Here is a 25,611-nt window from a genome sequence, read left to right as displayed (position 1 = left end):
CACAGTATGTGTGACTGTCGTGTGACCAGATCAAGATGTGGCTTTTACTGCTGGGATGCTCCCGGGATGTTGGCCGGGTTGAAGTTGCCGATGTTACCCAACAGCTGTCGGATGAACCCCTGCCCCTGAATCGTCGATTCGGTCACGCGGCGGTCCAGCGGAACGACGATGCCATCCTCAAGCCCGAACCGTTCGATGTTCCGAACGACGCCCCGATCATCAAAGCTGATCGCCACCAGTTCACGCGAGACGACTTCGGGCTTCTTCGGCCCGTAGTGGCGAATGCGCGAACGGACATAATAGAACCCGGAGTCGCGGACCACACCGGATGAGCTTGGCGCGCCAACAGTTTCGAGCACACTGTCGCGGGTGTCGACGCCCACTTTGATCTCGGCAAGATCTTCGGGGGGTGGGATGTATCCGTGATTCTTGAAGACAGGGGTACATGCACTGGCCGCTGCCAGACAGGCCGCAAAGACAAGCGTTCTGGACGCCGGTTTCAACCTGTTCACAACCTTCAACATTTACACCCTCTTGCCTTGGCCCCGTGCGGGCCCTATCCGCTTACATCAAACCGCAGCCCCGGTTCAACACAGGAAAGGGTCACGAATGAGCAACCAGACATCTCTGCGGGTGGCCGACCTGCCCCAGAACGCAGCCACCCCCTTTGACTTGCGCCCGGACAGCAAGGCCATAGAGGCGATCCGGGACGATCTGGGCCTGCTTGGCCTGCGCAAGGTCAGCTTTGTGGGTGACGTAAGGGCACAGGGCAAACGCGATTGGGCGTTGAACGGAAAACTGGGTGCCACGGTGATTCAGCCCTGCGTGGTGACACTGGAACCGGTGACCACTCGCATCGACATTCCCGTCACGCGCGTCTTTATTGCCGATTGGGTTGATCCCGAAGAGCCCGAGTTCGAAATCCCCGAGGATGACGAGACCGAACAGCTGGGTGCCGAGATCGACCCGGCGCTTGTCATGGTCGAGGCTCTGTCGCTGGCCCTGCCCCAATACCCGCGCAAAGAAGGCGCTGAAATGGGTCAGGCCGACTTTACTGAACCTGGAAAACAGGCGATGACCGACGAAGACGTCAAGCCGTTTGCCGGGTTGGCAGGTTTGCGCGATGCGATGAAAAAAGACGAGTGACACAGGTCTGTTTTCCTGTCATAGCAGGCGCTCAGAAAAATCGCTTGAACATGTCGAGAATCGCAGTATTTTCGCGCGCTCATCGGAATTTGGGTTGGACAACGTAGGGCTTGTACCCTAAACGCGCGTCAAACCACGAGAAAAACGAAGAATGAAACCCGGTCGGCGGCGAATCTGCTGACCCTCAGTAGACAAAGGTTGAGACCATGGCCGTCCAACAGAACAAAGTTTCCAAGTCGCGTCGCAACAACCGCCGCGCACACGACGCTCTGGTTGCTGCAAACCCGAACGAATGCCCCAACTGCGGTGAGCTGAAGCGCCCGCACCACGTGTGCGCGTCCTGCGGTCACTATGATGATCGTGAAGTCGTCGCACAGGCCGACGAAATCGATCTGGACGAAGACGCGGCCTAAGCCTTTAAAAGCGCAGGCAAGGCATGACAGATCAGCCCACGCACGCCGGACGGATTACCATCTCGGTTGACGCTATGGGCGGAGACTCGGGGCCCGCAACTGTGGTTGCGGGCATTGCCAAATCGGCAGACAAGAACCCCGATATCGCATTCGTCCTGCACGGGCCTGAGCAAACGCTGCGCAAACTTGTCGCCAAACGGCGTGTCCTGCAGGGGCGCGTCGTTTTTCGTGATTGCCCGGATGTAGTCACGATGGAGGACAAGCCAAGTCAGGTTGTTCGCAGCGGCAAGCAGACCTCGATGTGGTCGACGTTGGAATCGGTGCGTCAGGGTGAGGCGCATGGCGCCGTGTCCTGTGGCAACACCGGTGCGCTGATGGCGTTGTCGATGATGCGGCTTCGCAAATTGCCGGGCGTGAATCGTCCGGCAATCGCGATTCTGTGGCCGTCGCGCAACCCGCAGGGGTTCAATGTGATGCTGGATGTGGGCGCGGATGTGCGCGCCGACGCCAAGGATCTGCTGCAATATGCGCTGATGGGCGCTTCTTACGCCCGCAACGGGATGGCCTTGGAACGCCCGCGCATTGGCCTACTTAATGTAGGTACCGAAGAGCACAAAGGTCGCGCCGAGTTGAAAGAGGCCCACGCGATGATCGCTGATTTCGCGGATCAGGCGAATTTCGATTTTGTGGGCTTTGTAGAAGGCAGTGATATTCCCGGCGACAAGGCAGATGTCATTGTCACCGATGGGTTTACTGGCAACGTCGCGATCAAGACGGGCGAAGGCACGGCGAGCCTGATTGGCGATCTGCTGCGCCAGGCGTTCAAGTATTCGCCCCTGTCGCGGCTGGCCTCGGTTCTGGCAATCACCTCGCTGAACCGCCTGAAGAAACGTATCGACCCGCGCCGTGTAAATGGCGGAGTTTTCCTTGGCCTCAACGGAACCGTGGTCAAATCGCACGGTGGCGCAGACGCCACCGGAGTCTCAGCGGCAGTCAAGCTGGCCTTTACTCTGGCCCAATCTGGTTTCGCTGAAAAATTGGCGGCACGGGTTGCATCAACAGCCGAGCTTGCACAAGATGCCGTCCACACGCCGCCAAAGGCCGGCGAATAACAAAAAAGGCAGTACCCCAACATGGCAGGCCGTTCAGTTGTCGTAGGTGTCGGACATTATTTGCCAGAGCGCGTCGTTCCGAATTCCGAATTTGAAAAGACGCTCGATACTTCGGATGAGTGGATTAAGACCCGCTCGGGTATCGAACGCCGCCATTTTGCTGCCGAGGATGAAACCACTTCGGATCTGGCCACCAATGCGGGCGAGGCCGCGCTCGCTGATGCGGGCCTGACGGCGGACGATATCGACGCGATTATCGTGGCGACCTCGACTGCCGATCTGACCTTCCCGTCTGCTGCCACCATGGTTCAGGCGCGGTTGGGCATGACCAAGGGCTTTGCCTTTGACGTTCAGGCCGTCTGCGCCGGGTTCGTCTTTGCGCTCAGCAACGCCAATGCCCTGATCCTGTCCGGTCAGGCCAAACGGGTTCTGGTGATCGGCGCCGAGACCTTCTCGCGAATCATGGACTGGACCGACAGATCGACCTGCGTTCTGTTCGGTGACGGTGCCGGTGCGCTGGTTCTTGAACTGCAAGAGGGTGAAGGCACATCCGATGACCGCGGTATTCTGGCCACCGACCTAAACTCGGATGGGCGGTACAAGGACCTGCTTTATGTGGATGGCGGCGTGTCGACCCAATCGACCGGTCATTTGCGAATGCAGGGCAATCAGGTCTTCCGCCATGCCGTTGAAAAATTGACGAAAACTGCGGAAACCGCCCTAGGAACCGCAGGCCTCGGCAGCGCGGATGTCGACTGGATCGTGCCGCATCAGGCCAATATCCGTATCATTCAGGGCACAGCCAAGAAAATGGGCCTGCCGATGGAGAACGTGGTCGTCACCGTACAGGACCACGGCAACACTTCTGCCGCGTCGATTCCGCTGGCGCTGTCCGTGGGCAAACAGCGCGGGCAGATCAAGCAAGGCGATCTGATCGTGACCGAAGCCATCGGCGGTGGTCTGGCCTGGGGTGCGGTTGTCCTGCGCTGGTAACCGGCGCAAAACGGCTTACACACAGGCTTGCAATTCATTGATATTGACAGTGAAATTGCCTCCACCATATTCTTTGGTATCAACAGGGGAAATGGTATGGGCGATAAAACACTGACCCGAATGGATCTGAGCGAGGCCGTCTTTCGCGAGGTTGGTCTGTCACGCAACGAAAGTGCACAGCTGGTTGAAAGCGTTCTGAACCACATGTCCGATGCGCTGGTGCGCGGCGAACAGGTGAAGATCTCGTCTTTCGGAACCTTCAGCGTTCGGGACAAGACCGCCCGGATCGGCCGCAACCCCAAAACCGGTGAAGAGGTCCCGATTCAACCCCGCCGGGTTCTGACTTTCCGCCCGTCGCACCTGATGAAGGATCGCGTCGCGGCAGGGAACCGCAAGTAAGATCAGGGCGGCAAGGTCATGAGCAAGTCCCCCGACGCGTTTCGCACAATCAGTGAAGTTGCGGATTGGCTGGGCGTTCAGGCTCATGTTCTGCGATTCTGGGAAAGCCGTTTCAATCAAGTTAAACCGGTAAAACGCGCCGGGGGTCGTCGGTATTACCGACCCAATGACATGCGCCTTCTGGGCGGCATCAAGAAGCTGCTGCACGAGGACGGTGTCACCATCAAGGGTGTTCAACGCATCCTGCGCGAACAGGGCGTGGCCCATGTCGCGGCGCTGTCGCAGGGTCTGGACGAGGTCGCCGAACCGGAGACCCCGAAAAACGACAGTGTTGTCGTACCCTTCGCCTCAAATCCTGCGCAGGCCAGCGAACAGATCAATCTGGACTTGGGCGATTCCGCACCCGAACCCACGCCCCAGCAAGCGGCAGAGGCCCCTCAGGCCAAACCTTCAGTCCCGGAACAGGCCGCTCCGGAATACCTGGATGAAAGCCCCCTGCTGGGTGGAATCGCAACGCAGGCGTGGAATCGCACTGACTTTGACGATCAGTTGCTGAAACAGATCGCACCGGTGGCAAAGGACCTGCGCGCCGTTCTGAACCGCATTGAAAATCGATCGGCGGGATAAGAAAAAAAGGCGATGATTTCCTCTTGCCCCTGCCGGGAAAGTCTTTATGAACACCTCAACGTCGGGCTATGGCGCAGCCTGGTAGCGCGTCCGTCTGGGGGACGGAAGGTCGCAGGTTCGAGTCCTGCTAGCCCGACCAAATCACACCGACGTTTATGGCAGACAGGCCAGATCCCGCTCTGGCATCAGGGGGGATCGAAATGACAGGTGTATGCCCAAACCAACAGATCGAAGGCATGATTGCGCGTGGTGAAATCACCGCCAGCCCCGAGGTCATTCCCGCTCAGGTTCAACCAGCCAGCCTTGATTTGCGCCTGGGAACAGTGGCTTACCGCGTGCGCGCATCGTTTCTGGCGGGCGAAGGACGGTCCGTTGCCGACCGTCTGGCCGAGTTCGAGATGCACCGCATCGACATATCCGACGGTGCGGTTCTGGAAAAGGGTTGCGTCTATCTGGTGCCTCTGATGGAATCGCTGGCCCTGCCCGAGACAGTGACTGCTGTTGCCAACGCCAAAAGCTCGACCGGGCGGTTGGACCTGCTGACCCGCACCATCACCGACGGCGGTACCGAGTTCGACCGGGTTCCGGCTGGCTATACCGGGCCGCTATACGCTGAGATTTGCCCCCGCTCCTTCTCGGTTCTGGTGCGTCCGGGAATGCGGCTGAACCAGATTCGATTCCGCCAGGGTCAGGCGGTGCTCAGCGACGCGGAACTGACGGCGCTGCACAACGACTCGCCGCTGGTCGATGGCCCAGCGGTGATTCAGGACGGGCTGGGCTTTTCGGTCGATCTACAACTTCCCGAAACCGATCTGGTTGGGTACCGCGCCAAGCCGCATACCGGCGTGATCGATCTGGACCGGATTGGCGAATACGATCCGCAGGAATACTGGGAAGAGGTGCGCACCCGCGATGGCCGCATCATCCTGGATCCCGGTGCATTCTATATCCTGGTCAGCCGCGAGGCGGTCCATATCCCCCCGATGTACGCCGCGGAAATGGCTCCCTATCTGGCAATGGTCGGTGAGTTCCGGGTGCATTACGCCGGTTTCTTCGATCCTGGCTTCGGCCACGCCGAAGCCGGTGGCGCGGGATCGCGCGGTGTGCTGGAAGTCCGCTGTCACGAAGCACCCTTTGTGCTGGAACACGGCCAGGTCGTCGGGCGGTTGGTCTATGAAAAGATGGCCGAAATGCCCACGCAACTTTACGGCGCGGGCATTGCGTCAAACTATCAAGGACAGGGTTTGAAACTGTCCAAGCATTTCAAGGCTGTTGGCTAGAATTTCATGAACCGACGCATTTGGCGGGTCACCTGCTGTACCTGTCTCAGGTTCTGAGACGGGCGCGGGCCATTGTTTTGCGGACGGTTAGCCCCGCCAGACTGCTGATCCGATTGCCCCCCCATGCGGCTGGCCATGTCAAAGCCCTTGTCCACGCCTTTGTTGACAAGACGGCGCATGACCTGACGTACGATCATGTCGATGATCCGATTGGCGTTCATTGCTCAACTCCGTTCTCTGCCGTCCAACATAGGGTTCTGATGTGACAACAAAAGGGCCTTCTGATCACTCTTCCTCGAACAGTTCGGTCTGGTCTTCGTCTTCTACGTCCTCGCGCCCCTCACCCAGCGGGATCGTACCCGGTGGCGGCCTATTCTCAAGCAACCCGGCTGCGCGCAGTTCCTTGAGCCCCGGCAGGTCACGTGCGTTCTCGAGCCCGAAATGATCGAGGAATTGCGGCGTCACCACAAAGGTCACCGGGCGACCCGGCGTCATGCGGCGGCGGCCTAGCCTGATCCACTCCATCTCCAGCAACTGGTCGATGGTGCCGCGTGAGACCGAGACCCCACGGATTTCCTCGATCTCAGCCCGTGTGCAGGGCTGGTGATAAGCCACGATAGCCAGCGTTTCGATGGCCGCGCGGCTCAGCTTGCGGGTTTCCACCGTTTCTTTCTGCATCAGAAAGCCTAGATCGGGGGCGGTTCGAATGGCCCATGCCTCGCCCACGCGGACCACGCGAACGCCACGGCCTTCATAGCGTTTCTGAAGTATTTCAACCGCTTGCGCTGCATCGCTGCCATGGGGCATCCGCGCCTCAAGATCGCCAATCGTCACCGGTTCGGCGCTGGCGAACAACACAGCTTCGACCATGCGTTCCTGTTCCGCCAAGGGCGGCGCTTCGAACAGGGTGCCGGTGCCTTCGTCTTGCGGTTCGTCAGTCACGAGTGTCAGTCCTCTTACGCAGATGGATCGGGGCAAAGGTTTCGCTTTGCTTGATCTCCATATGTCCTTCTTTCACCAGCTCAAGCGAGGCCGCAAAGGTCGCTGCCGTGGCAGAGCGTCGGCGTACCGGGTCGGCATCCCAACCGTCGGGCAGATAGGTCTCCATATCGGTCCAGGTGCCCGCGAAGCCGATCAGCGGCCGCATCCGCTCCAACGCCTGCTCCATCGTGAACACGGCGTCGCGGTCCATGACAAAGGGGCGGAATTCGTCGCGCGTGCGGATACGGGCATAGCCCTGCATCAGGTCCAGCAGCGTGGCGGAGTAGGTCACAGTCCGGATACGGGTGATATCCTCGCCCTGCCCGCGTTTGAAGAAATCGCGGCCCAACTGGTCGCGCGCCATCAGGCGGGCGGCAGAGTCGCGCATGGCCTGCAGACGTTCCAGCTGGAACGCCAGGTGCGCCGCCAGTTCCTCACCCGATGGACCTTCGTCATCCGGGTCTGGCGGCAACAGTAGTCGAGACTTCAAGAAGGCGAGCCACGCGGCCATAACCAGATAGTCGGCGGCCAGTTCGATCCGCAGTGCCCGCGCCTTTTCGACAAAAGCTAGGTACTGCTGCGCCAGTGCCAAAACCGAGATTTTTCGCAGGTCGACCTTTTGCGTTCGCGACAGGGTCAACAACACGTCCAGCGGGCCCTCAAACCCGTCGACGTCAACGATCAGGGCTTCAGCGGCCAGCCGATCGGCGACCGAGACCGGGTCTTCGCTGAAAAGATTATCGTTCATATACCTGCCTGCCCATTAGGGCAGATAGTTCCGCCTCGGCGGCCTGGATGTCAAGTTCCGCAGGCTTTTGACGCATCGCCAGCGCCTTTTCTGCGCGCTTCCCGGCTTTTTCGGTCATTTCCCCCGCGGCATCCAGCACCTTGGCGCGGGCGTCGAACGTGCCATTGCAGTGCAGAACCACATCACACCCGGCGTCCAGCGCCTGACCGGCGATGTCTTCGGGCGCGCCGCTGAGGGCCTTCATCGAGATGTCGTCGGTCATGATCAGCCCGTCAAATCCGATCTTGTTGCGGATCAGTCCGATCATGGTCGGTGAGATTGTCGCTGGCTGCGGGTCAATCCGGTCATAGACCAGATGCGCGGTCATCCCCATCGGCAAGTCGTTCAGATCGCGGAACGGCGCGAAATCGGTCTGTTCCAGCGCGTTCTGCGTCAGGTCCACATGCGGTAGATCGTGGTGGCTGTCCAGCGTGGACAGGCCGTGACCCGGCATGTGTTTGATTACTGGTAGAACACCACCATCCAGATGGCCCTTGGCAACGGCCCTTCCCAGCCGCGAAACTTGTTTGGGATCAGAACCATAGCAGCGGTTTTTCAGAAACTTGTGCGTGTCCTCACGCGCCAGATCGACCATCGGCGCGCAATTGCTGTCGATACCCAGTCCGAACAATTCATCAGCGATCAGACGATAGCGCAGGTACATCGCCCGTTCGGCCTGATCCCCAGCCCGCGCGGCGTGATCCAGTGGCGGCAGCCATTCGCGGGCCAGAGGCGCGCGCAGGCGCTGCACCCGGCCGCCCTCTTGATCGATGGTGATGGGGCAATTGCGGCCCACGGCCTCGCGGAAATCATCGCACAGGGCGCGAACCTGATCGGCGGTATCGATGTTGCGGGCAAACAAAATGAACCCAAACGGGTTCATCTCGCGGAACAGTTTCTTTTCCTGAGGCGTCAGGCGCAGGCCTTCGGCGTCGGTGATGGCCGCACCAAAGCTCACCGAGCGGCCACCGGAATACAATCCGCGCCACGTGCCTCGAGCGCGGCACAGAACTGACGCGAGTCGCTCAGGTCATCAAACCCCAGCACGCGCAGGCGGTAGAAGGTCCGCCCCCCGCGTGAGGTTTTCTGGATAACGCGCTGTTTTCCATCCATATAATCGCCAAACCGGCTATTCAGTCGATCCCATTCCGCGCGCGCCACATCCGAGCTTTCATAAGCCCCAAGCTGCGCCATGCGCGTGCCCTTGGACAGCGTATCAGGGTCAATATCGACCCCAACCGCGGCTTTGACGGCAGCATTGATTGCGTCTTCAGTGCTGCTATTCGGCGTGATGCGGCTGGGCGTTGCGCGGGCTGGGCGGGTTACCGGTCGCAAGGACCTACGGACCCCCGGCAATGCCGCCAATTCCGGATCGGGCTGTTGCGCCGCCAGATCGGCGGGATCGATTGCAGGCTCTTCCTCGGGCAAGGACAGGGCGGCCAGTTGCACACCCTCTTCCGTCGGTTCGTCAATCCGAGCCGTTTCCCCTGCCAGTTCCGAAACCAGCGCATCTACCGTGCCCTGACGAAGTTCAGCGGCTTCCTGATTGGAAATCTCTTCCTGAACCACGTGCACGGCCGGAGTGGGTTTCAGCGGTTCAACCGGCGTGTCTTCATCGGTCAGAGACACCGGGCGCGGCGCTAGGATCAGACGATCCGCAGGCGGCGCAGCCGTTCCTACCGCAGCCACGGCATTGACGGCCAGACCCTGATGGTCCGCAGGCGTTCCGCCCGGGTTCTCGGGCTGAATGCGCATCGGGCCTTCGATGGCGCGCACGACCGGCACACCGGACACATCGCGCATCACAAGCTGATAACCCCAGACGCCAATCCCGGCGACCAGAGCCAGAGACGCAACCGCGCCCATCGCGTTGACGATACGGCTCAGCCCCGCTGCGCGCGGTGCTTCTTCATAACCGTGCATGTCGTCGGAATACTCGTACCCATCCTGAGGATGCGGTTGATTCGTGTAATGCATCTGCTCGGGGCGCATCTGCCCCGAGTAATCGTAACGTGCCATGTCCGCCTCACCGCCCGATTGCGCCTTAAAACGTGGCGCGCGGGTCATTTCTTGCCTACCTCGTACCGGTGCTTCGGGCGGTGTTTGTTACCGCATCTCCTGCGCCGGAGTGACGCCAAGAATACCCAAGCCCGCTGAAATCACAACAGAAACAGCCCGGGCCAATGCGATTTTTGACTGGCTTGTGGCAACATCGCCATCCTGGATGAACCGCAGTTGGGTTTCATCATTGCCCTTGTTCCACAGCGCGTGGAAGTCCCCTGCGAGTTCATACAGGTAGAAGGCAACGCGGTGCGGTTCGTTGGTGCGCGCGGCAATCTCGACCAGACGCGGCCATTCGGCCAGCTTCTTGGCCACGGTCAGTTCCGAGGCGTGGTCGTTCTTGCTCAGATCCGCTGTGCCAAGGGTCGCGTCGTCAGCGGCAATCCCGGCTTCGGCAGCGCGACGCAGCACGCTCATGACGCGGGCATGGGCGTATTGCACGTAGAACACGGGGTTCTCGCGGCTCTGCTCCAGCACCTTGTCGAAATCGAAATCCAGCGGCGCATCGTTCTTGCGGGTCAGCATCACGAAACGAGTCACATCCGGACCCACCTGATCGACCACATCGCGCAGGGTGACAAAGTTCCCTGCCCGCTTGGACATCTTGAACGGCTCGCCATTCTTCCACAGCTTCACCAATTGGGTCAGCTTGATATCCAGCGGCACCTTGCCATCAGACAGAGCCGACACGGCAGCCTTCATACGTTTAACATAGCCACCATGGTCCGCGCCGAACACGTCGATCAGAGCGTCATAGCCACGGGTCACCTTGTCATAGTGATAGGCGATATCCGGGGCGAAATAGGTCCAGCTGCCGTCCGATTTCTTGACCGGGCGGTCGACGTCATCACCGTGCTCGGTCGACTTGAACAGAGTCTGCTCGCGGGGCTCCCAATCCTCGGGCTTCTTGCCCTTCGGCGGCTCCAACACGCCTTCGTAGATCAGGCCCTTCTCAGTCAGCGCCTCCAGCGCGGCCTCGATCCGGCCGGTGCCATAGAGCGACTTCTCCGAGAAGAAGACGTCCATCTCAACGCCCAGCGCCTTCAGGTCAGCGCGGATCAGATCCATCATCGCGTCGGTGGCAAAGTTGCGCAGATCCTCAAGCCATTCGCTTTCCGGCTTGTCGATCAGGCTGTCGCCGTATTTTTCTTTCAGCGCTTCGCCAATCGGGATCAGATAATCGCCCGGGTAGAGCCCTTCTGCAATCTCGGGGCTCAGACCGTTGGCCTCGCGATAGCGCTCATAGGCAGAGCGCGCCAGCACATCCACCTGCGCGCCGCCATCGTTGATGTAGTACTCGCGGGTCACGTCATGGCCGGAATAGGCCAGCAAACTTGCCAGCGCGTCGCCGAACACGGCGCCCCGCGTATGGCCGACATGCAGCGGGCCGGTAGGGTTGGCCGAGACGTATTCCACGTTGACCTTCTGGCCATGACCCATGGTCGAGCGGCCATAGTCGGTGCCCTTCTCCAACACCGCCGCCAGCACACCCTGCCAAACCGACGGCGTAAGACGCAGGTTCAAAAAGCCCGGCCCGGCCACCTCGGCACTGGTGATCCGATCATCGGCGGCCAGTTTTCCAGCCAGTACATCAGCAATGTCGCGCGGCTTCATCTTGGCCGGTTTCGCCAGCACCATCGCCGCGTTGGTCGCCATGTCGCCATGTGCGGCGTCGCGCGGCGGTTCGACCGCCACGTTGTCAAAGCTCAGCCCCTCGGGCAGCGCGCCTTCGGACTGCATCTGTGCCAGCGCGTCCAGTACGAGGCCGCGGATCTCGGAAAACAGGTTCATTTCGGATGTCCTTTTGCTTGCCCGGCGGTTTACCACGCAAAGCGGCAAGGTCAATGCAAGCGATCAGTTTCCGCTTGGATTAACCGTAAACGGAGCTAAGTTCACAGGAAATTCCCAACCCGGAGACCGCTTCATGCGCCTAGCCCTGCCTCTTGCCCTCGCCCTGACCACATCGCTGCCGGCCTGGGCCGATATGCCTGCGCCTCAGGGCCACGTTCTGTTGACACTTGGCGGAGCGGTCACTGAGACCAACCTGCCAGCCCGGGGCGAGAATGACGGTGGCCTTCTGGGGTATCTAGAGGTTCAGCACGACGGGGCTGCCGGGTTTGATGCCGCCCTGCTGGATGGTCTGGAACAGGTCGAGATCACGATCACCTACGGCCCCGAAGACAATCAGAGGGACATCGCATTTTCCGGCCCGCTGCTGTCGGACGTGATGACGATGGCAGGCGCCGCGGGCAAAACCGCAAAGCCCATGGCATTGGACGGCTATCAGTCTGAAATCGCTTGGGAAAGCGTCACTGCGCATCAACCGATTGTTGCAACCCATGCGGATGGTGCTCCTATGGGGATTGGTGGGTATGGCCCCACCATGATCGTCTTCCCCCCAACCGACGATGCGGAACTGGCGCAGAAACAGGCCGGGCAACAGGTGTGGGCGCTGGCCTATATCGGGGTCGAGTAACTACCCGCCCGTCAGTCTTTTGTGGTCCTGCAGGGCAAACCGGTCCGTCATCCCGGCGATATAGTCCGACACAATTCGGGCGAGCGCAGTTTCGTCCTGCGCCGCCTCGATATCCTGATGCCAGCGCGCAGGCATCTGTTTGGGATCGCTGAGGTATACCGGAAACAACTCCTGCACCACCGCGCTGACCTCGGCACGCACCTCCATCACGCTGGGTGCGCGGTACATCCGCGTGAACAGGAATGCGCGAATTTCCTTCAGCTGCACCCAGAGGCCGTCTGAGAACTGAACCACTGGATAGCCCAGGTGCCGGATGTCTTCGACCGTATGCGCCCCTGACGCGGCGATCAGTGCGCGCGAGGTATCGATCACGTCGGATACCATGACCCCAAACACCCGCCGCAGCGCCTCATGCCTGCGACGATAGGGATCGAGACCGGGGTATTTGCGATCAACCTCAGCATAACAGTCGCCCACAATCGGCAATTGCTGGATTTCGTCATCCGTGAACAGGCTCGCCCGCAACCCATCAAGCAGATCGTGGTTGTTGTAGGCAATGTCGTCCGAAAGCGCGGCCACCTGCGCCTCGGCACTGGCATGGGTGTGCAATTCCAGATCGAAGCCTTCGTTGCACTCGGCCAGAGCCCAAGGCAATTCCCCCTCGACCGGCCCGTTATGCTTGGCAATGCCCTCAAGACACTCCCAAGTCAGGTTGCAGCCGTCGAATTCCGCGTAGTGGCGCTCCAGCTTGGTGACGATCCGAATAGCTTGCGCGTTGTGGTCGAACCCCCCATAGGGCTCCATCAACGCGTGCAAGGCATCTTCCCCGGTATGGCCAAACGGCGTGTGCCCCAGATCATGGGCCAGCGCAACCGCTTCGGTCAGCTCTGGGTTCAACCCCAAAGCCCCGGCAATCGTACGCGCCACTTGTGCCACTTCGATGGAATGGGTCAGACGGGTGCGATAGCTATCACCCTCATGCTCAACAAACACTTGCGTCTTGTGTTTAAGGCGCCGAAACGCGCTGGCATGAATGATACGGTCGCGATCACGCTGAAAGCATGACCGGAAACTGCTCTCCTCCTCAGGCACAAGCCGCCCCCTTGCGCGGCCTGGGTCCGAGGCAAAACCCGCTCTGTCCAAAGGTCTTGTCCTTGTCGCCTGTCCTTAGGTTTCATATATTGTACTGCGGTAAGGAAATAAACCTTTGGAGTCCGGCATGAATCTGCCCCCAACAGTGACAGAACGCGCCTTTGATCGTCTGGCCGAGATCGGCGCAGCGGATCAGGGCCAGGCCCTGCGCGTCGCGGTGGAAGGCGGCGGATGTTCCGGTTTTCAATACGAAATTGCGCTGGACGAGCCGAAAGAGGACGATCTTGTGCTGGAAGGCAAAGGTCAGAAAGTCATCGTCGACTCGATTTCCCTGCCGTTTCTGGAAAACGCGGTAATCGACTTCACGCAGGAACTGATCGGCGCGCGCTTTGTGATCGAAAATCCAAACGCCACCTCTTCCTGTGGCTGCGGCACATCTTTTTCGATGTAATTGTTGGTGGGGGCTTTGCCTCCACACCCCCAGGATATTTATAGCCAGATGAAGCAGGGATCCGCTCTCCGACCGTCCATCGGAGAGCTTCACCTGGCGCGGTCATCGGCGTCCCCGCCTGTACCGCAAAACTCTTTTCTACAAAATTGGTTAAGAATCCGTTTCTTCATCTGGCCAAAGATATCCCGGAGCGCGAGGCAGAGCCTCGCAACCCAGTCATCCGTCTTGCCGTCAGATTGGTTCTAGGCGATAGGTTTCCTTAAGCCACCGGAGGATCGCGCATGAAAATCGCCACGTTCAACATCAACGGCATCAAAGCGCGGGCCGAGGCCCTGCCCCGATGGCTGGACGAAGCGCAGCCGGACATCGTGCTTCTGCAAGAGATCAAGTCGGTCGACGAGAACTTCCCCCGCGAGATGTTTGAAGAGCGGGGCTATAACGTCGAAACCCACGGTCAAAAGAGTTTCAACGGGGTGGCGATATTGTCCAAGCTACCACTGGAAGACGTCTCTCGCGGCTTACCCGGCGATGACGAGGACGAACAGGCGCGCTGGATTGAGGCCACGGTGGTTGGCAAGCAGGCGCTGCGCGTCTGCGGACTTTACCTACCGAATGGGAACCCGGTGCCCGGACCGAAGTACGATTACAAACTGGCGTGGATGGAGCGGCTGTATCATCGCGCGCGCGACTTGATGGCCAGTGAAGAACCAGCGCTGATGGCGGGTGACTACAATATCATCCCACAAGCCGAAGATGCGGCCCGCCCGGATGCCTGGCGCGAAGACGCGCTGTTCCGGCCCGAAAGCCGGGCTGCGTTTCGCAAGGTCTTGAACCTCGGGTTCACTGAGGCCTTCCGCGCGCGCACGCAGGGTCCGGGGCATTATTCCTTTTGGGACTATCAGGCCGGAGCATGGAACAAGAATAACGGCATCCGCATCGATCATTTTCTACTGACGCCGCAAGTCGCTGACCTGATGCGTGACTGCCAGATTGATTCAGCGGTGCGCGGGCACGAAAAGCCATCAGATCACGTGCCGGTCTGGGTCGATCTCGACTTGTGACCGTTCACGCGGTCGCATCGTAGCTGTAGATCCACTCGTATTTCTTTGCCAGTTGCGCTCCAACGGCCATCAGCGCCATCTGCGCCGCCAGCCGCATTGGACCGCGCAGGTGGAAATTTCGCGCATTGGCTCCGGCAGCGGCAACCACTTGTTTTGCCCTTGAGCGGCGCTGGGTTTCATAGGCAGAAAGAGCCCGCGCCACACCCGATTGCCCTTCGAAAGCGCGGGCCAGAATCCACGCATCCTCAAGCGCCAGACATGCGCCCTGCGCCATGAAGGGCAGCGTCGGATGCGCCGCGTCTCCCAACAGCGCCAGACGTCCATTCTGCCAGCTTTGCGCAACGGGGCGCAGGAACAGGGCCCATAGGTGGGTCTCGGTCACTTCGGCCAGAATATCACGCACCGGGCCGCCGAAGTCGGCAAAGCGCGCGCGCAAATCGTCCGGGTCGCCTTGCAGACGCCAACCTTCTTCCTGCCAGTCCGAACGCTCTTCGATCGCAACCACATTCATCAGACGTTGGTCACGCAGCGGATAAGTGACAACATGACGGCCCGGCCCCATGGTCAGCGACGCGCGCGGCATCTCTTCGCGCTGCGACCAGGGGATCGTTGCGCGCCAGGCGATCTGATGGGTGAACTGAGGTGCCTCGGTGCCGTTTAGTATCGGCCTGATCTCACTGCGCCCGCCGTCTGCAGCAATGACGCAATCCGAGCGCAATCGCTCACCTCCGTCCAGCACGACCTCGGCCTCGCTTGGATGTTTGACAACCTTCGTCACCCGCGCATCCAGCCGGATTTCAACACCAGCATCCCGCGCCGCCCGGTGCAATAGGTCCAGAAGATCGGCACGGTGATAGTAATAGGTCGGACCGGCGGCGGGTGCGGGAACCCGGCTGATCACACGCCCCTTACGGTAATCGCGCAGTATCGTTCCGTGAGACAGCTGCCCGTCCTCGGGCACCTTCCCAACCACCCCAAGCGCCCGCAGAACCGCTATGCCGTTGGCACTGATTTGCAACCCAGCGCCAACCTCGGTCAGGGCCGGAGCCTGTTCCAGAACCGTAACTTGCGCCCCGCGCTGCCGCAGCGCCAGAGCGGCCGCCAGGCCGCCGATGCCGCCGCCGATGACACTGAATTTCAGACCGTCGATATTCATGGCATCGCCTTAACGCAAAAACGCCGAAGCCACAGGCCCCGGCGTTCGAGTTTTCCCGAATTTCCCAGCGATCAATCGTCGCGGTGGACCTTCTCGCGGCGCTCGTGACGCTCCTGCGCCTCAAGCGTCATGGTGGCGATCGGACGCGCATCCAGACGCTTCAGCGAGATCGGGTCGCCCGTCATCTCGCAATAACCGTACTCACCCTCGTCGATGCGGCGCAGGGCCGAGTCGATCTTGGCCACCAGCTTGCGCTGACGGTCGCGGGTGCGCAGCTCGAGCGCGCGGTCGGTTTCCTCGCTCGCGCGGTCAGCAACGTCCGGAATGTTACGGGTGTTGTCCTGCAGCCCTTCGATCGTGTCGCGGCTGCCCGCCAAAAGTTCGTTCTTCCAATCCAGCAGCTTGCGACGGAAATACTCAAGCTGACGGTCATTCATGAAAGGCTCATCTTCGGCCGGGCGATAATCTTCCGGCAGAAAAACTTCCTGCTTCATCTTTGCTCCCTCGGTATGGCCAGAAACGTCGGTTGCTGTTGTTTCACCTGACATTTGGCTCTCCCTTCTGCGGAGCGTGTATCCGACGCGCGTAAGAATGTCACTACACAAACGTCGTCTTGATACGTCACGTTCCTGACTTGTCTAAATATGAGACATGTAACAACAAAACCTTGTTTTTCTGCGGAAAACTTTGGGCATTTTTGCGGCAAACCACAACCAAAGGGTCATTCGCTTTCGGTCGAATCACGCCAAACAGATTGGAGTCGCAGCGAAATTTGCGGTGCCGGACGCCGCGGCCCGCTTGTCAAAATCTCTGCCTCTCTGTAACCCGAGCACCACAGATTGCGCGAAACCACACGAGGGGCCCATGACCGCACGTTTCCAAGGCACCGCAGAATATGTTGCCACCGATGACCTGACCATTGCGGTAAACGCTGCCGTGACGCTGGAACGTCCGCTGCTGGTTAAGGGTGAACCGGGCACCGGCAAGACAGAACTGGCCAGACAGGTGGCCGGCGCGCTGGGACTGACGATGATCGAGTGGAACGTGAAATCCACCACCCGTGCGCAACAGGGTCTGTATGAATATGATGCGGTCAGCCGCCTGCGTGACAGCCAGTTGGGCGACGAGCGCGTGCATGACGTGTCGAACTATATCCGCAAGGGCAAACTGTGGCAGGCGTTCGAGGCCGACGAAAAGGTCGTTTTGCTGATCGATGAGATCGACAAGGCCGATATCGAGTTTCCCAACGACCTGCTGCAGGAACTCGATAAGATGGAGTTCCACGTCTACGAGACCGGTGAGACGATCCGGGCCAGACACCGTCCCATCGTCATCATCACCTCGAACAACGAAAAAGAACTGCCCGACGCCTTCCTGCGCCGCTGTTTCTTTCACTACATCCGCTTCCCGGATGAGGCGACCATGCGCCGGATCGTCGAGGTGCATCACCCCGGCATCAAGGATGCGCTGCTAACCACTGCATTGACGCAGTTTTATGAGATCCGCGAGACGCAAGGACTTAAGAAGAAGCCCTCGACATCCGAAGTTCTGGACTGGCTGAAACTGCTGCTGGCCGAGGACCTGACGTCCGAGGACCTCAAACGAGATGGCGCCAATGCCCTTCCCAAGCTGCACGGTGCTCTGCTGAAGAACGAACAGGACGTTCATCTGTTTGAACGTCTGGCGTTCATGGCGCGGGGAAAACGCTGAACCTATAGACCCGCAGGGGATCGCCGCTTGCCTTGAGCAGAGCAGCCTGTCAGCATTGCAGCTGGCGGCCCGTTGCATCCGGGCTATGTATGACCGAACAAAACGGGACATTCTGAATGGCTGACACTCTGACCATCCGCGCATTGCGGCCCGAAGACCGCGATGAATGGTCCGACATGTGGCGGGACTATCTGGCGTTTTATGAAACGACTGTGCCGGATGAGACCTACGAGTCCACGTTTGCCCGCCTGCTGGGAGACGATCCGAATGATTTCTCGTGCTTTGTCGCGGAGAGAAATGGGCAATTGTTGGGACTGACCCATTACCTGTTTCACCGCAACATCTGGAAGGTGGAAAGCGTCTGCTATCTGCAGGACTTGTTTGCCCGCCCCGAAGCGCGCGGTACCGGCGTAGGTCGTGCCCTGATCCAGGCGGTGTATGACGAGGCCGACCGGCAAGGCGCCCCGTCCGTCTACTGGCTGACGCAAGACTTCAACCACACGGCCCGCAAGCTGTACGACCGCATTGGCAAACAGACCCCGTTCATCAGGTATCAGCGCCCGTGATGCGATGGGCCGCAATCCTTGCCGGTTTGGCTTTGGCGGGCTGCGCAGCGGTAGAGCCGGTCGAGGTCCCGACCCGTGTTCAGGCCATCGAGGAAAAACTGCCTCCGGCCAAAGCCTTCGCCCGTTCGTCCCCGACGCCGGCAAGCCGGTCGAATGCAAATATCGCCGCTGATTTCGTATCCTTGCACTTCGCGCTGGAAGGTGGCGCCCAACTTCCGGTGTTCACGCGGTTCGAAACCCCGATCACCGTGCGCCTGACCGGTGCGCCCACCCCGTCGATGCAGCGTGACCTGTCCCGCCTGCTGAACCGCCTGCGCAACGAGGCCGGGATCAACATCCGCCAAGTTTCGGACGGTGCGGCCAATATCACAGTCGAGGCCGTCAGTCAGGAAGACATCCATGCCATCCTGCCACAAGCGGCCTGTTTCGTGGTGCCCAACGCCTCGAGCTTTGAGGAATATCGCCGAGATCGGCGCAAGCAGAAAAGCAGCTGGTCGCGCCTGCGCAGCCGTGAGCGTCTGGGCGTATTCATCCCCTACGACGTCAGCCCGCAGGAAAAACGCGACTGCCTGCATGAAGAAATCGCGCAGGCGCTGGGGCCATTGAACGACCTCTACCACCTGCCGGATTCGGTGTTCAACGACGACAATATCCATACCGTTCTAACCGGGTTCGACATGCTGATCCTGCGCGCGACCTATGCGCCCGAACTGCGCAGCGGAATGACCCGCGAACAGGTCAATGCTGCCTTGCCCGGCATTCTCAGCCGCCTGAATCCGCGCGGAGATACCCTGCCCGCGCAACCGGTTTCCGAGACCCCGCGTGAATGGATCAACGCGATCCAGAAATCCCTGCGACCGACACGTGGGGCGCAAAGGCGTAAAAGAGACGCCCAACTGGCCGCCCGGATCGGGCAGGAGCAAGGCTGGACCGATCACCGCCGCGCCTATCCCTACTACGTGATGGGCCGCATGGAACAGTTCGACAACCCGCAGGAGGCGCTGCGCAACTACCAGACCGCCCTGCAGTTCCTGCGCGCCACACCCAACACCGAGGTTCATCAGGCCTATATCACCACCCAGACCGCCTCCTATGCGCTGGCGCAAGGCAAAGGCCCCGAGGTTCTGCCCGAACTGGACAAGGCCATCGACGTGATGACACGCGCCGAAAATGCCTCGCAGCTGGCCACGTTGCTTTTGCTGAAATCCGAGGCGCTCAATCAGGCGGGCCGGACCGCGCAGGCACGTTCCGTCAGGCTGGACAGTCTGGCATGGGCACGCTACGGATTCGGCTCGGAAACGGTGGTCCGGTCGCTGATGCAGGATGTTGCGGAAGGATCCCCCAACAAAAACAGGGGCGGATAACGCATGGTTGTGGTTTTGGGAATGGCGGTACTGGGGGCAATCCTTGGGGCGCTGACGGCACGCAAACGCAATGGCAACGGTGCCGACGTGGCCCAATACGCTGCCGGTTACGGCATCGCCTTTGCGCTTGCCGGGCTGGTGCTATCCTTGGTCCTTGTCAGGTTCGTGGGGTGAGTGATGTTCCTGCCCTTTTTCGAAAACCTCCGCAAAGCTGGCATTCCCGTATCCTTGCGCGAATACCTGACCTTTCTGGAGGGCATGAAAAAGGGTCTGGCCACCTATGATGTCGAGGCGTTCTACTACCTCGCCCGCGTCTCGATGGTGAAAGACGAACGCAACATAGACAAGTTCGATCGCGCCTTTGCCGCCAGCTTTGAAGGACTGAACGAGATCAGCTTTGATCAGGTGCTCGAGGCCGTTGACATCCCCGCAGACTGGCTGGCCAAGATGGCCGAAAAACACCTGTCCGAGGAAGAAAAAGCCGAGATCGAGGCGCTTGGCGGTTTTGAAAAGCTGATGGAGACGCTGCGCGAGCGTCTGAAAGACCAGCAAGGCCGCCATCAGGGCGGCAACAAGTGGATCGGCACCGCCGGGACCTCTCCGTTCGGGGCCTACGGCTACAACCCCGAAGGCGTGCGTATCGGCCAGAAGGAAAGCCGCCATCAGCGTGCGGTAAAAGTCTGGGACAAGCGCGAATTCAAGAACCTGGACGACACGGTCGAATTGGGCACCCGCAACATCAAGGTGGCCCTGAAACGCCTGCGCCGCTGGGCGCGTGAAGGTGCTGCCGAGGAACTGGATCTGGACGGCACCATCCGCGCCACCGCCGAGCATGGCTATCTGGACGTCAAAACCCGTCCCGAGCGTCACAACGCAGTCAAAGTGCTGCTGTTTCTGGACGTAGGCGGATCAATGGACCCGCATATCAAGGTGGTTGAAGAGCTGTTCTCGGCCGCCCGGACCGAATTCAAGCACCTGGAGTATTATTACTTCCACAATTGCCTGTACGAAGGCGTCTGGCGCGACAACCGCCGCCGCTGGGATCAGCAGACCCCGACGCATGAGGTGCTGCGGACCTACGGCTCAGATTACAAGTGCATTTTCGTCGGCGACGCCTCGATGAGCCCTTACGAGATCGCCTACCCCGGCGGTGCCAACGAGCACTGGAATAAGGAAGCCGGTCAGGTCTGGCTGCAACGTGCGCGAGACCAGTGGCCGTCAAACCTGTGGATCAACCCGGTGCCCGAGAAATACTGGAGCTACACCCACTCGATCGGCATGGTTCAGGAGATTTTCGAGGACCGCATGGTCCCTATGACGCTGGCCGGGCTGGAACAGGGGATGCGGGAACTGACGCGTTAGTGTTCAATTACACTGCTGGCCAGAGGGCAATTTAATACCCTTCGGAAACAAAAGGCCGAATTTCCAGAAATTCCCTGTACCTTTGACCGCAATTTGGAAACAATTGGCCCGAACCCCCCACTCATCCAATTTTTGTGATATGTTTGACACTGGTTGAATGCTGGGGGGCTATTATGACCAAGTTCAAACTGCGTGCATTTCTTATTTCTACTGTGGCGTCGGCATCATTGGTTTTTGCCTCCGTTGCAGTAGCCACAATTGTTCTAACACCTGATTCCGCGTTTGCGAAAGGTGACAAAGGCAAGGGTAATGGCAAGGGTAACGGTAACGGCAAGGGGAAGGGAAACGGGAAAAGCAAGGGAGGTAACGATAAGGCCGGAAAAGGAGCCAACGCCGACAAATCTAAGTCCAAAATTGGGAAATCTCACAAAGAGCACAAGTTCGCGCGTGCAAACAAAACACTACGCAGCACAAAAGCGAACAAAGGTAAGAATGGAAAACTTCAGAGGACGTCTCTATCCGGTTTTGGGCGTGAGTTTAAACGGGACGTCGAAGAGCTTTTCGGCAAACGTTCGAGAACCCCGCGCTCGGGTACAAAATCCAAACGCAAAATTGCCAATTCCACCTACAATACCTCCAGAAAAACTTCAGTCGCGCCGATCGAAAAATCTCTTCGCCCCGTTACGCGCAAAGACAATCAATACACTTCTTATGACGGAAAGAAACGCGGGAAACGCCACTACCGCGACCCGCTCGTAGCTGCGATCACCGATCCATATGGATCGGACAAACTGCGTAATTTGAATGCCTCAAACGCAGCGGCGCCAGCGCTCAGGAATGCCTCAAGTAACAGTAACGTAGGTAAAATCGCAACTTATCAGGAAGCAGCAAACAATTACTATGACCTACAGTCCGAGTTGTATGACGCCCGACGGGACCTGAGGGACCTGAATAAAAGCTACGATGGACGCACCAGTCACGAGATTGCTGACGATATTGCCGATCTCGATCCAAATGATCCAGACTATGACGAAAAGCTCGGCGCGTTGGAAAACGAACTTCGAGATGCGGAAACATATGAAGAAACCAGAGATCACCTGCGCGGAGATATCAAGGATCTAAGGTCTGAAACCGGTGACGCATTGCACGAGGCAGAAGCTGCTTTCTTCGATGCATCCAAAGGGCGCACCTTGACCCGCAGCACCCTTGGCGATTTTCATTCGAACCTGGGTTTGCCGCAACCAAAAGATCGCTACCCAGATGATGTGAAAATTCAGCCCGAACCCTATGGCATAAACGAGCCCGACTACTCCAAGGACCACAAAAACCCACCGAATGAAACCAGATATCAACTGGACGACGATGACGCCTACTCCGACAATAAGAAACGCGGTAAACGCCATTACCGCGATCCGCTCGTAGCTGCGATCACCGATCCATATGGCTCGGACAAACTGCGTAATCTAAGCGCCTCAAACGCAGCCGCCCCAGCGTTCAGCAATGCCGCCGCCAATAGCAATGTTGGTAAAATCGCAACTTATCAAGAAGCAGCGGCCGACTACTATGATTTGCGTTCGGACCTGTACGACGCCCGGCGCGAACTGCGAGACCTGAACGAGCGTTATGACGGGCGCAGCAGTGATGAGATTGCAGATGACATAGCTGATCTAGATCCAAGTGATCCAAACTATGATGACAATCTAGACAGGTTAGAAAAAGAACTTCGCGTTGCGGAGGCCTACGAAGACGCCCGCGATGATCTTCGTGCAAATGTTAAAGACCTGCACGTTGATACGACAGTGGCCCAAAAACAGGCAGAACGAGCCTTCTTTGACGCGTCAAAAGGGTCAGTTCTGACCCCTGATGCGCTTGCTGAACTACACGGGAATTTGAATCTGCCGACTACAAACGAACGATAGCAACGAACGAGGCGCTATATTCACGACCAGCAAATGGGTAAGTCATTAGACTTACGGCTTGCCTCACTCCACAGTGTTGCCCATATCTATGTCATGCTGCGTTTCACCCCAATCCTGCTGGCTATTGCCTATGCCATTGTTATGTACCGCATTTCCGTGTGGCGTACACACAGGGAACTGGACGCAAAATCGACCGAACTGGCCGATCCGGCGCTGAAACGCATGACCGACCGGCTGGCGGCCGCGCTAGAGATCGACCGGGTGCCCGTCTATATCTATGAGATCGATCCGGTGAACGGGCTGGCCGCCCCCGACGGGCGAATATTCATCACGCGCGGGTTTTATCGCAAGTTTCGGAACGGAGAGGTCTCGGCCGAGGAAATGGCCAGTGTCATCGCGCATGAGTTGGGGCATGTGGCGCTGGGTCACGCGCGGCGGCGGATGATCGATTTCTCCGGCCAGAACGCATTGCGGGCCGCGTTGATGATGCTGTTGAACAGGTTCATCCCGTTCATCGGCGCGTGGATTGCCAATATGCTGACGCACCTGCTGGCATCGCGCTTGTCGCGAGGGGATGAGTATGAGGCCGATGAATACGCTGCCGCTTTACTGACCAAGGCAGGCATCGGGATCGGGCCGCAGAAATCCCTGTTTCACAAGCTGGAAGGCCTGACCCAACAACGCGCCGGAGTTGTGCCAGCATGGTTGATGAGCCATCCGAACACCGATGAGCGGATTGCAGCGCTGGAAGCGCTTGAGCGGCGTTGGAGCTCGGGCGGATAGGTTGCGCAGCGAGGGATCAGCCCGCCGCCATGGGCGCTCGAACCAATGGCGTGTCCAAGGGCGGCTCCCCGACGTATTTTTAGCCAGATGAAGAATCCGGGGTTACGTGGTGAGGGCTTTGCCCAGACGTGGCAGGCGGGCTTTTTTCATCAGCGCGCGAAGGGTCCATTGACCTCCGGACAGGCGGTTGGCTTCGGCCAGGACCCGGTTGGCTGTTTCAGCCATATCATCGGGGTCATTCTGCCAGAAGTCGTGTAGCAGGCTGTCGGGATCGCGGCGTTCAAGCCCTTCTTCGGACAGTATATTTCTTGGAAAGTCTTTGGCGTTGACAGTGACGATGACGTCTGCCGAGGCCTCAATGGCCGTGGCGAGAACATGAATATCAGCGCTGTCCGGCAACCAGAGGCGCTGTTCGACGCCCGGCTTGGCCGCGCGTTCTGCATCTGGCCAATGCGCTTGAGTCAGGGCGATTTCGGCGCGGGCTTGTGCCTCGCCATCCGGCCCCAGTTTTCGGGCTGCACGGGCCCATTCCTCGAGGATACGAGCCGACCAAAGAGGCTGAAAATGGCCGCGCTTGGCCGCGCCCAACAGCATCTCTCGCATCACCGTGGGGTAAATAACGCAGGTATCCAGAACCGCTTTCACAACCGGTAGAACACAGCTTTGAGGTAGCCGCTTTCGGCCAGTTGTGGCAGTTGCGGGTGATCGGGCCCGGCAAATCCGGTGTGGATCAGTTGCGCCTGCCGCCCTGCCCGGCCAATGCCGCGCGATGAGGCATCGCGGAAACGGCCGAGATCAGCCGCGTGGGAACAGGAACACAGACCGAGATAACCGCCGGGCTTTACCAAAGGAGCCGCCAGCCGCGCCACGCGCTCATAAGCGCGAAGCCCCGCGTCCAGCGCCTGTTTCGAGGGCGCAAAAGCGGGTGGATCGCAGATGACCACATCGAATTGCGCGCCCTCATCTCCCAGTTGGGTCAGCACGTCAAAGGCGTCGCCCTGTCGGGTTTGAAAGCGATCGGCGCAGCCCGAGGCCTGCGCGCCCTGTGTGGCCAGATCAAGTGCTGCGGCGGATCCGTCAACGGACAGGGCTTGCGCCGCCCCTCCGGCCAGCATTGCCAAACCAAACCCGCCGACATGGCTGAATACGTCCAGCACCTGCGCGCCCGGCTCTACCAGCCGCGCGGCGAAGGCATGGTTGGGACGCTGGTCGTAGAACAGGCCGGTTTTCTGACCTCCTGTCAGGTCGGCCATATAGGTGGCGCCATTCATAGGAACCGGCAGCGGTGCATCGGGCGCGGTGCCGCGCAGGGTTTGGTTTTCGTCGTCCAACCCCTCCAACCCTCGGGTACGTCCCGAGGCGTTTTTCAACACCGTCGTCACGCCGGTAACCCGGACCAGAGCATCGGTCAGCGTATCCAGATGCGCCTCGGCCCAAGCGGCGTTGGGTTGGATCACGCAGGCATCCCCGAACCGGTCAATGATCACACCGGGAAAGCCGTCCGCTTCGGCGTGGATCAGGCGGTAATACGGCGCGTCGAACAGGCGTTCACGCATGTCCAGCGCGCGGCGCAAGCGGGTTTCGAACCATTCGGCGTTCAATTCGGCGTCCAGATCGCGATCCAGAACACGGCACATGATCTTGGACTCGGGGTTCACTGCGACCAGAGCGATGGGCGCGCGCTTTTCATCCTCGAGCACCGCCAAGGCACCCGCTGGAATTTTACGGGTCCGGCGGTCGGTGACGATGTCGTTGGCATAGACCCACGGGAAGCCATGGCGCAGGCCGCGCGCATTGGCTTTGGGTTTCAGGCGGATACGGGGGCGGTCGGTGGCTTGGGTCATAACGCCCTATTAGAGGCGAACGCGCCGG

The 25,611-nt window shown here is 59.5% G+C and carries 29 protein-coding genes and 1 tRNA gene; 18 read left to right on the top strand and 12 right to left on the bottom strand.

Translation table 11 applies throughout. The features are described from left to right. Nucleotides 1-44: 44 nt before the first annotated feature. Nucleotides 45-524, bottom strand: coding sequence for an outer membrane protein assembly factor BamE (locus tag ACR0KW_RS10500; protein WP_480804925.1), 480 nt, complete (start codon nt 522-524; stop codon nt 45-47). An 85-nt stretch (nt 525-609) separates the two neighbouring features. Here ACR0KW_RS10500 and ACR0KW_RS10495 point away from each other — a divergent pair, with 85 nt between their 5' ends. The 8 genes from ACR0KW_RS10495 (at nt 610) to ACR0KW_RS10460 (ending at nt 5,970) form a co-directional block, all read left to right on the top strand. Beyond that, nucleotides 610-1,146 carry a YceD family protein gene (locus ACR0KW_RS10495; RefSeq protein ID WP_480804924.1) on the top strand — a complete coding sequence of 179 codons (537 nt, stop codon included), beginning with the start codon at nt 610-612 and terminating at the stop codon, nt 1,144-1,146. A gap of 206 nt (nt 1,147-1,352) precedes the next feature. Further along, a complete protein-coding gene (gene rpmF, locus ACR0KW_RS10490; protein WP_008756996.1) occupies nt 1,353-1,559 on the top strand; it encodes a 50S ribosomal protein L32 in 207 nt (68 codons plus the stop codon). Between the two features lie 23 nt (nt 1,560-1,582). After that, on the top strand, nt 1,583-2,671 hold the full coding sequence (gene plsX, locus ACR0KW_RS10485; protein ID WP_480804923.1) for a phosphate acyltransferase PlsX: 1,089 nt from the start codon (nt 1,583-1,585) through the stop codon (nt 2,669-2,671). 21 nt (nt 2,672-2,692) lie between these two features. Beyond that, nucleotides 2,693-3,664: a beta-ketoacyl-ACP synthase III gene (locus ACR0KW_RS10480; RefSeq protein ID WP_480804922.1), complete on the top strand. Its 972-nt coding sequence runs from the start codon at nt 2,693-2,695 to the stop codon at nt 3,662-3,664. 96 nt (nt 3,665-3,760) lie between these two features. Beyond that, nucleotides 3,761-4,063, top strand: coding sequence for an integration host factor subunit alpha (gene ihfA / locus ACR0KW_RS10475; protein ID WP_008755922.1), 303 nt, complete (start codon nt 3,761-3,763; stop codon nt 4,061-4,063). Between the two features lie 18 nt (nt 4,064-4,081). Next, a complete protein-coding gene (locus ACR0KW_RS10470; protein WP_480804921.1) occupies nt 4,082-4,690 on the top strand; it encodes a MerR family transcriptional regulator in 609 nt (202 codons plus the stop codon). A 62-nt stretch (nt 4,691-4,752) separates the two neighbouring features. Next, nucleotides 4,753-4,829 (top strand) — tRNA-Pro (locus ACR0KW_RS10465). Between the two features lie 61 nt (nt 4,830-4,890). Continuing rightward, a complete protein-coding gene (locus ACR0KW_RS10460; protein WP_480804920.1) occupies nt 4,891-5,970 on the top strand; it encodes a 2'-deoxycytidine 5'-triphosphate deaminase in 1,080 nt (359 codons plus the stop codon). Here the strand turns inward: ACR0KW_RS10460 and ACR0KW_RS10455 are convergent. The 6 genes from ACR0KW_RS10455 to argS all read right to left on the bottom strand — a co-directional run bounded on the left by ACR0KW_RS10455 (nt 5,967) and on the right by argS (nt 11,590). Continuing rightward, complete coding sequence (locus ACR0KW_RS10455; protein WP_480804919.1) at nt 5,967-6,191, bottom strand: hypothetical protein; 225 nt, start codon at nt 6,189-6,191, stop codon at nt 5,967-5,969. The two genes, ACR0KW_RS10460 and ACR0KW_RS10455, sit on opposite strands and share 4 nt — an antisense overlap. 64 nt (nt 6,192-6,255) lie before the next feature. Beyond that, nucleotides 6,256-6,912, bottom strand: coding sequence for an SMC-Scp complex subunit ScpB (scpB, locus tag ACR0KW_RS10450; protein WP_480804918.1), 657 nt, complete (start codon nt 6,910-6,912; stop codon nt 6,256-6,258). Further along, nucleotides 6,905-7,699: a segregation and condensation protein A gene (locus ACR0KW_RS10445; RefSeq protein WP_170325216.1), complete on the bottom strand. Its 795-nt coding sequence runs from the start codon at nt 7,697-7,699 to the stop codon at nt 6,905-6,907. The genes scpB and ACR0KW_RS10445 overlap by 8 nt, the downstream gene beginning before the upstream one ends. After that, a complete protein-coding gene (nagZ, locus tag ACR0KW_RS10440; protein WP_480804917.1) occupies nt 7,689-8,696 on the bottom strand; it encodes a beta-N-acetylhexosaminidase in 1,008 nt (335 codons plus the stop codon). Before nagZ ends, ACR0KW_RS10445 begins: the two co-directional genes overlap by 11 nt. Continuing rightward, on the bottom strand, nt 8,693-9,805 hold the full coding sequence (locus ACR0KW_RS10435; protein ID WP_480804916.1) for an SPOR domain-containing protein: 1,113 nt from the start codon (nt 9,803-9,805) through the stop codon (nt 8,693-8,695). Before ACR0KW_RS10435 ends, nagZ begins: the two co-directional genes overlap by 4 nt. Nucleotides 9,806-9,844: 39 nt before the next feature. Then, nucleotides 9,845-11,590: an arginine--tRNA ligase gene (gene argS, locus ACR0KW_RS10430; protein WP_480804915.1), complete on the bottom strand. Its 1,746-nt coding sequence runs from the start codon at nt 11,588-11,590 to the stop codon at nt 9,845-9,847. 133 nt (nt 11,591-11,723) lie between these two features. Here argS and ACR0KW_RS10425 point away from each other — a divergent pair, with 133 nt between their 5' ends. Continuing rightward, the gene (locus ACR0KW_RS10425) at nt 11,724-12,275 is read left to right on the top strand and encodes a putative pterin-binding protein (RefSeq protein WP_480804914.1); all 552 of its coding nucleotides are present in this window, start codon (nt 11,724-11,726) and stop codon (nt 12,273-12,275) included. Here ACR0KW_RS10425 and ACR0KW_RS10420 read toward each other — a convergent pair whose 3' ends face one another. Next, on the bottom strand, nt 12,276-13,418 hold the full coding sequence (locus ACR0KW_RS10420; RefSeq protein ID WP_480804913.1) for a deoxyguanosinetriphosphate triphosphohydrolase: 1,143 nt from the start codon (nt 13,416-13,418) through the stop codon (nt 12,276-12,278). Nucleotides 13,419-13,494: 76 nt separating this feature from the next. On the opposite strand from ACR0KW_RS10420, the gene ACR0KW_RS10415 reads away from it, so the two are divergent. After that, nucleotides 13,495-13,818: a HesB/IscA family protein gene (locus tag ACR0KW_RS10415; RefSeq protein WP_170325221.1), complete on the top strand. Its 324-nt coding sequence runs from the start codon at nt 13,495-13,497 to the stop codon at nt 13,816-13,818. 281 nt (nt 13,819-14,099) lie between these two features. Then, nucleotides 14,100-14,879 carry an exodeoxyribonuclease III gene (xth, locus tag ACR0KW_RS10410; RefSeq protein WP_480804912.1) on the top strand — a complete coding sequence of 260 codons (780 nt, stop codon included), beginning with the start codon at nt 14,100-14,102 and terminating at the stop codon, nt 14,877-14,879. A gap of 4 nt (nt 14,880-14,883) precedes the next feature. Here xth and ACR0KW_RS10405 read toward each other — a convergent pair whose 3' ends face one another. Continuing rightward, nucleotides 14,884-16,035 carry an FAD-dependent monooxygenase gene (locus tag ACR0KW_RS10405; protein ID WP_480804911.1) on the bottom strand — a complete coding sequence of 384 codons (1,152 nt, stop codon included), beginning with the start codon at nt 16,033-16,035 and terminating at the stop codon, nt 14,884-14,886. A 71-nt stretch (nt 16,036-16,106) separates the two neighbouring features. Further along, entirely contained in the window at nt 16,107-16,529 is a 423-nt protein-coding gene (gene dksA / locus ACR0KW_RS10400) for an RNA polymerase-binding protein DksA (protein WP_039531267.1), read from the bottom strand. A gap of 370 nt (nt 16,530-16,899) precedes the next feature. Here dksA and ACR0KW_RS10395 point away from each other — a divergent pair, with 370 nt between their 5' ends. The 7 genes from ACR0KW_RS10395 (at nt 16,900) to ACR0KW_RS10365 (ending at nt 23,739) form a co-directional block, all read left to right on the top strand. Then, nucleotides 16,900-17,745, top strand: coding sequence for an AAA family ATPase (locus tag ACR0KW_RS10395; protein WP_480804910.1), 846 nt, complete (start codon nt 16,900-16,902; stop codon nt 17,743-17,745). A gap of 116 nt (nt 17,746-17,861) precedes the next feature. Beyond that, entirely contained in the window at nt 17,862-18,311 is a 450-nt protein-coding gene (locus ACR0KW_RS10390) for an N-acetyltransferase family protein (protein WP_480804909.1), read from the top strand. Then, nucleotides 18,311-19,675: a DUF2927 domain-containing protein gene (locus ACR0KW_RS10385; protein WP_480804908.1), complete on the top strand. Its 1,365-nt coding sequence runs from the start codon at nt 18,311-18,313 to the stop codon at nt 19,673-19,675. The genes ACR0KW_RS10390 and ACR0KW_RS10385 overlap by 1 nt, the downstream gene beginning before the upstream one ends. A 3-nt stretch (nt 19,676-19,678) precedes the next feature. Then, on the top strand, nt 19,679-19,849 hold the full coding sequence (locus ACR0KW_RS10380) for a hypothetical protein (protein ID WP_480804907.1): 171 nt from the start codon (nt 19,679-19,681) through the stop codon (nt 19,847-19,849). Nucleotides 19,850-19,852: 3 nt separating this feature from the next. Further along, nucleotides 19,853-21,037, top strand: coding sequence for a vWA domain-containing protein (locus ACR0KW_RS10375; protein WP_480804906.1), 1,185 nt, complete (start codon nt 19,853-19,855; stop codon nt 21,035-21,037). 173 nt (nt 21,038-21,210) lie between these two features. After that, nucleotides 21,211-22,956, top strand: coding sequence for a hypothetical protein (locus ACR0KW_RS10370; RefSeq protein WP_480804905.1), 1,746 nt, complete (start codon nt 21,211-21,213; stop codon nt 22,954-22,956). 93 nt (nt 22,957-23,049) lie between these two features. Continuing rightward, a complete protein-coding gene (locus ACR0KW_RS10365; RefSeq protein ID WP_480805063.1) occupies nt 23,050-23,739 on the top strand; it encodes a M48 family metallopeptidase in 690 nt (229 codons plus the stop codon). Nucleotides 23,740-23,841: 102 nt separating this feature from the next. Here the strand turns inward: ACR0KW_RS10365 and ACR0KW_RS10360 are convergent, their stop codons facing one another. Further along, nucleotides 23,842-24,384 (bottom strand): RSP_2648 family PIN domain-containing protein, encoded by a 543-nt coding sequence (locus tag ACR0KW_RS10360; RefSeq protein WP_480804904.1) that lies wholly within the window; start codon nt 24,382-24,384, stop codon nt 23,842-23,844. Next, complete coding sequence (locus tag ACR0KW_RS10355; protein WP_480804903.1) at nt 24,381-25,583, bottom strand: RSP_2647 family RNA methyltransferase; 1,203 nt, start codon at nt 25,581-25,583, stop codon at nt 24,381-24,383. The genes ACR0KW_RS10360 and ACR0KW_RS10355 overlap by 4 nt, the downstream gene beginning before the upstream one ends. Nucleotides 25,584-25,611: the final 28 nt, after the last annotated feature.

This window comes from Ruegeria sp. CG11, assembly GCF_056537245.1.
The sequence above is the reverse complement of the archived record's forward strand: the minus strand, read 5'-3'. Positions and strand labels throughout refer to the sequence as shown.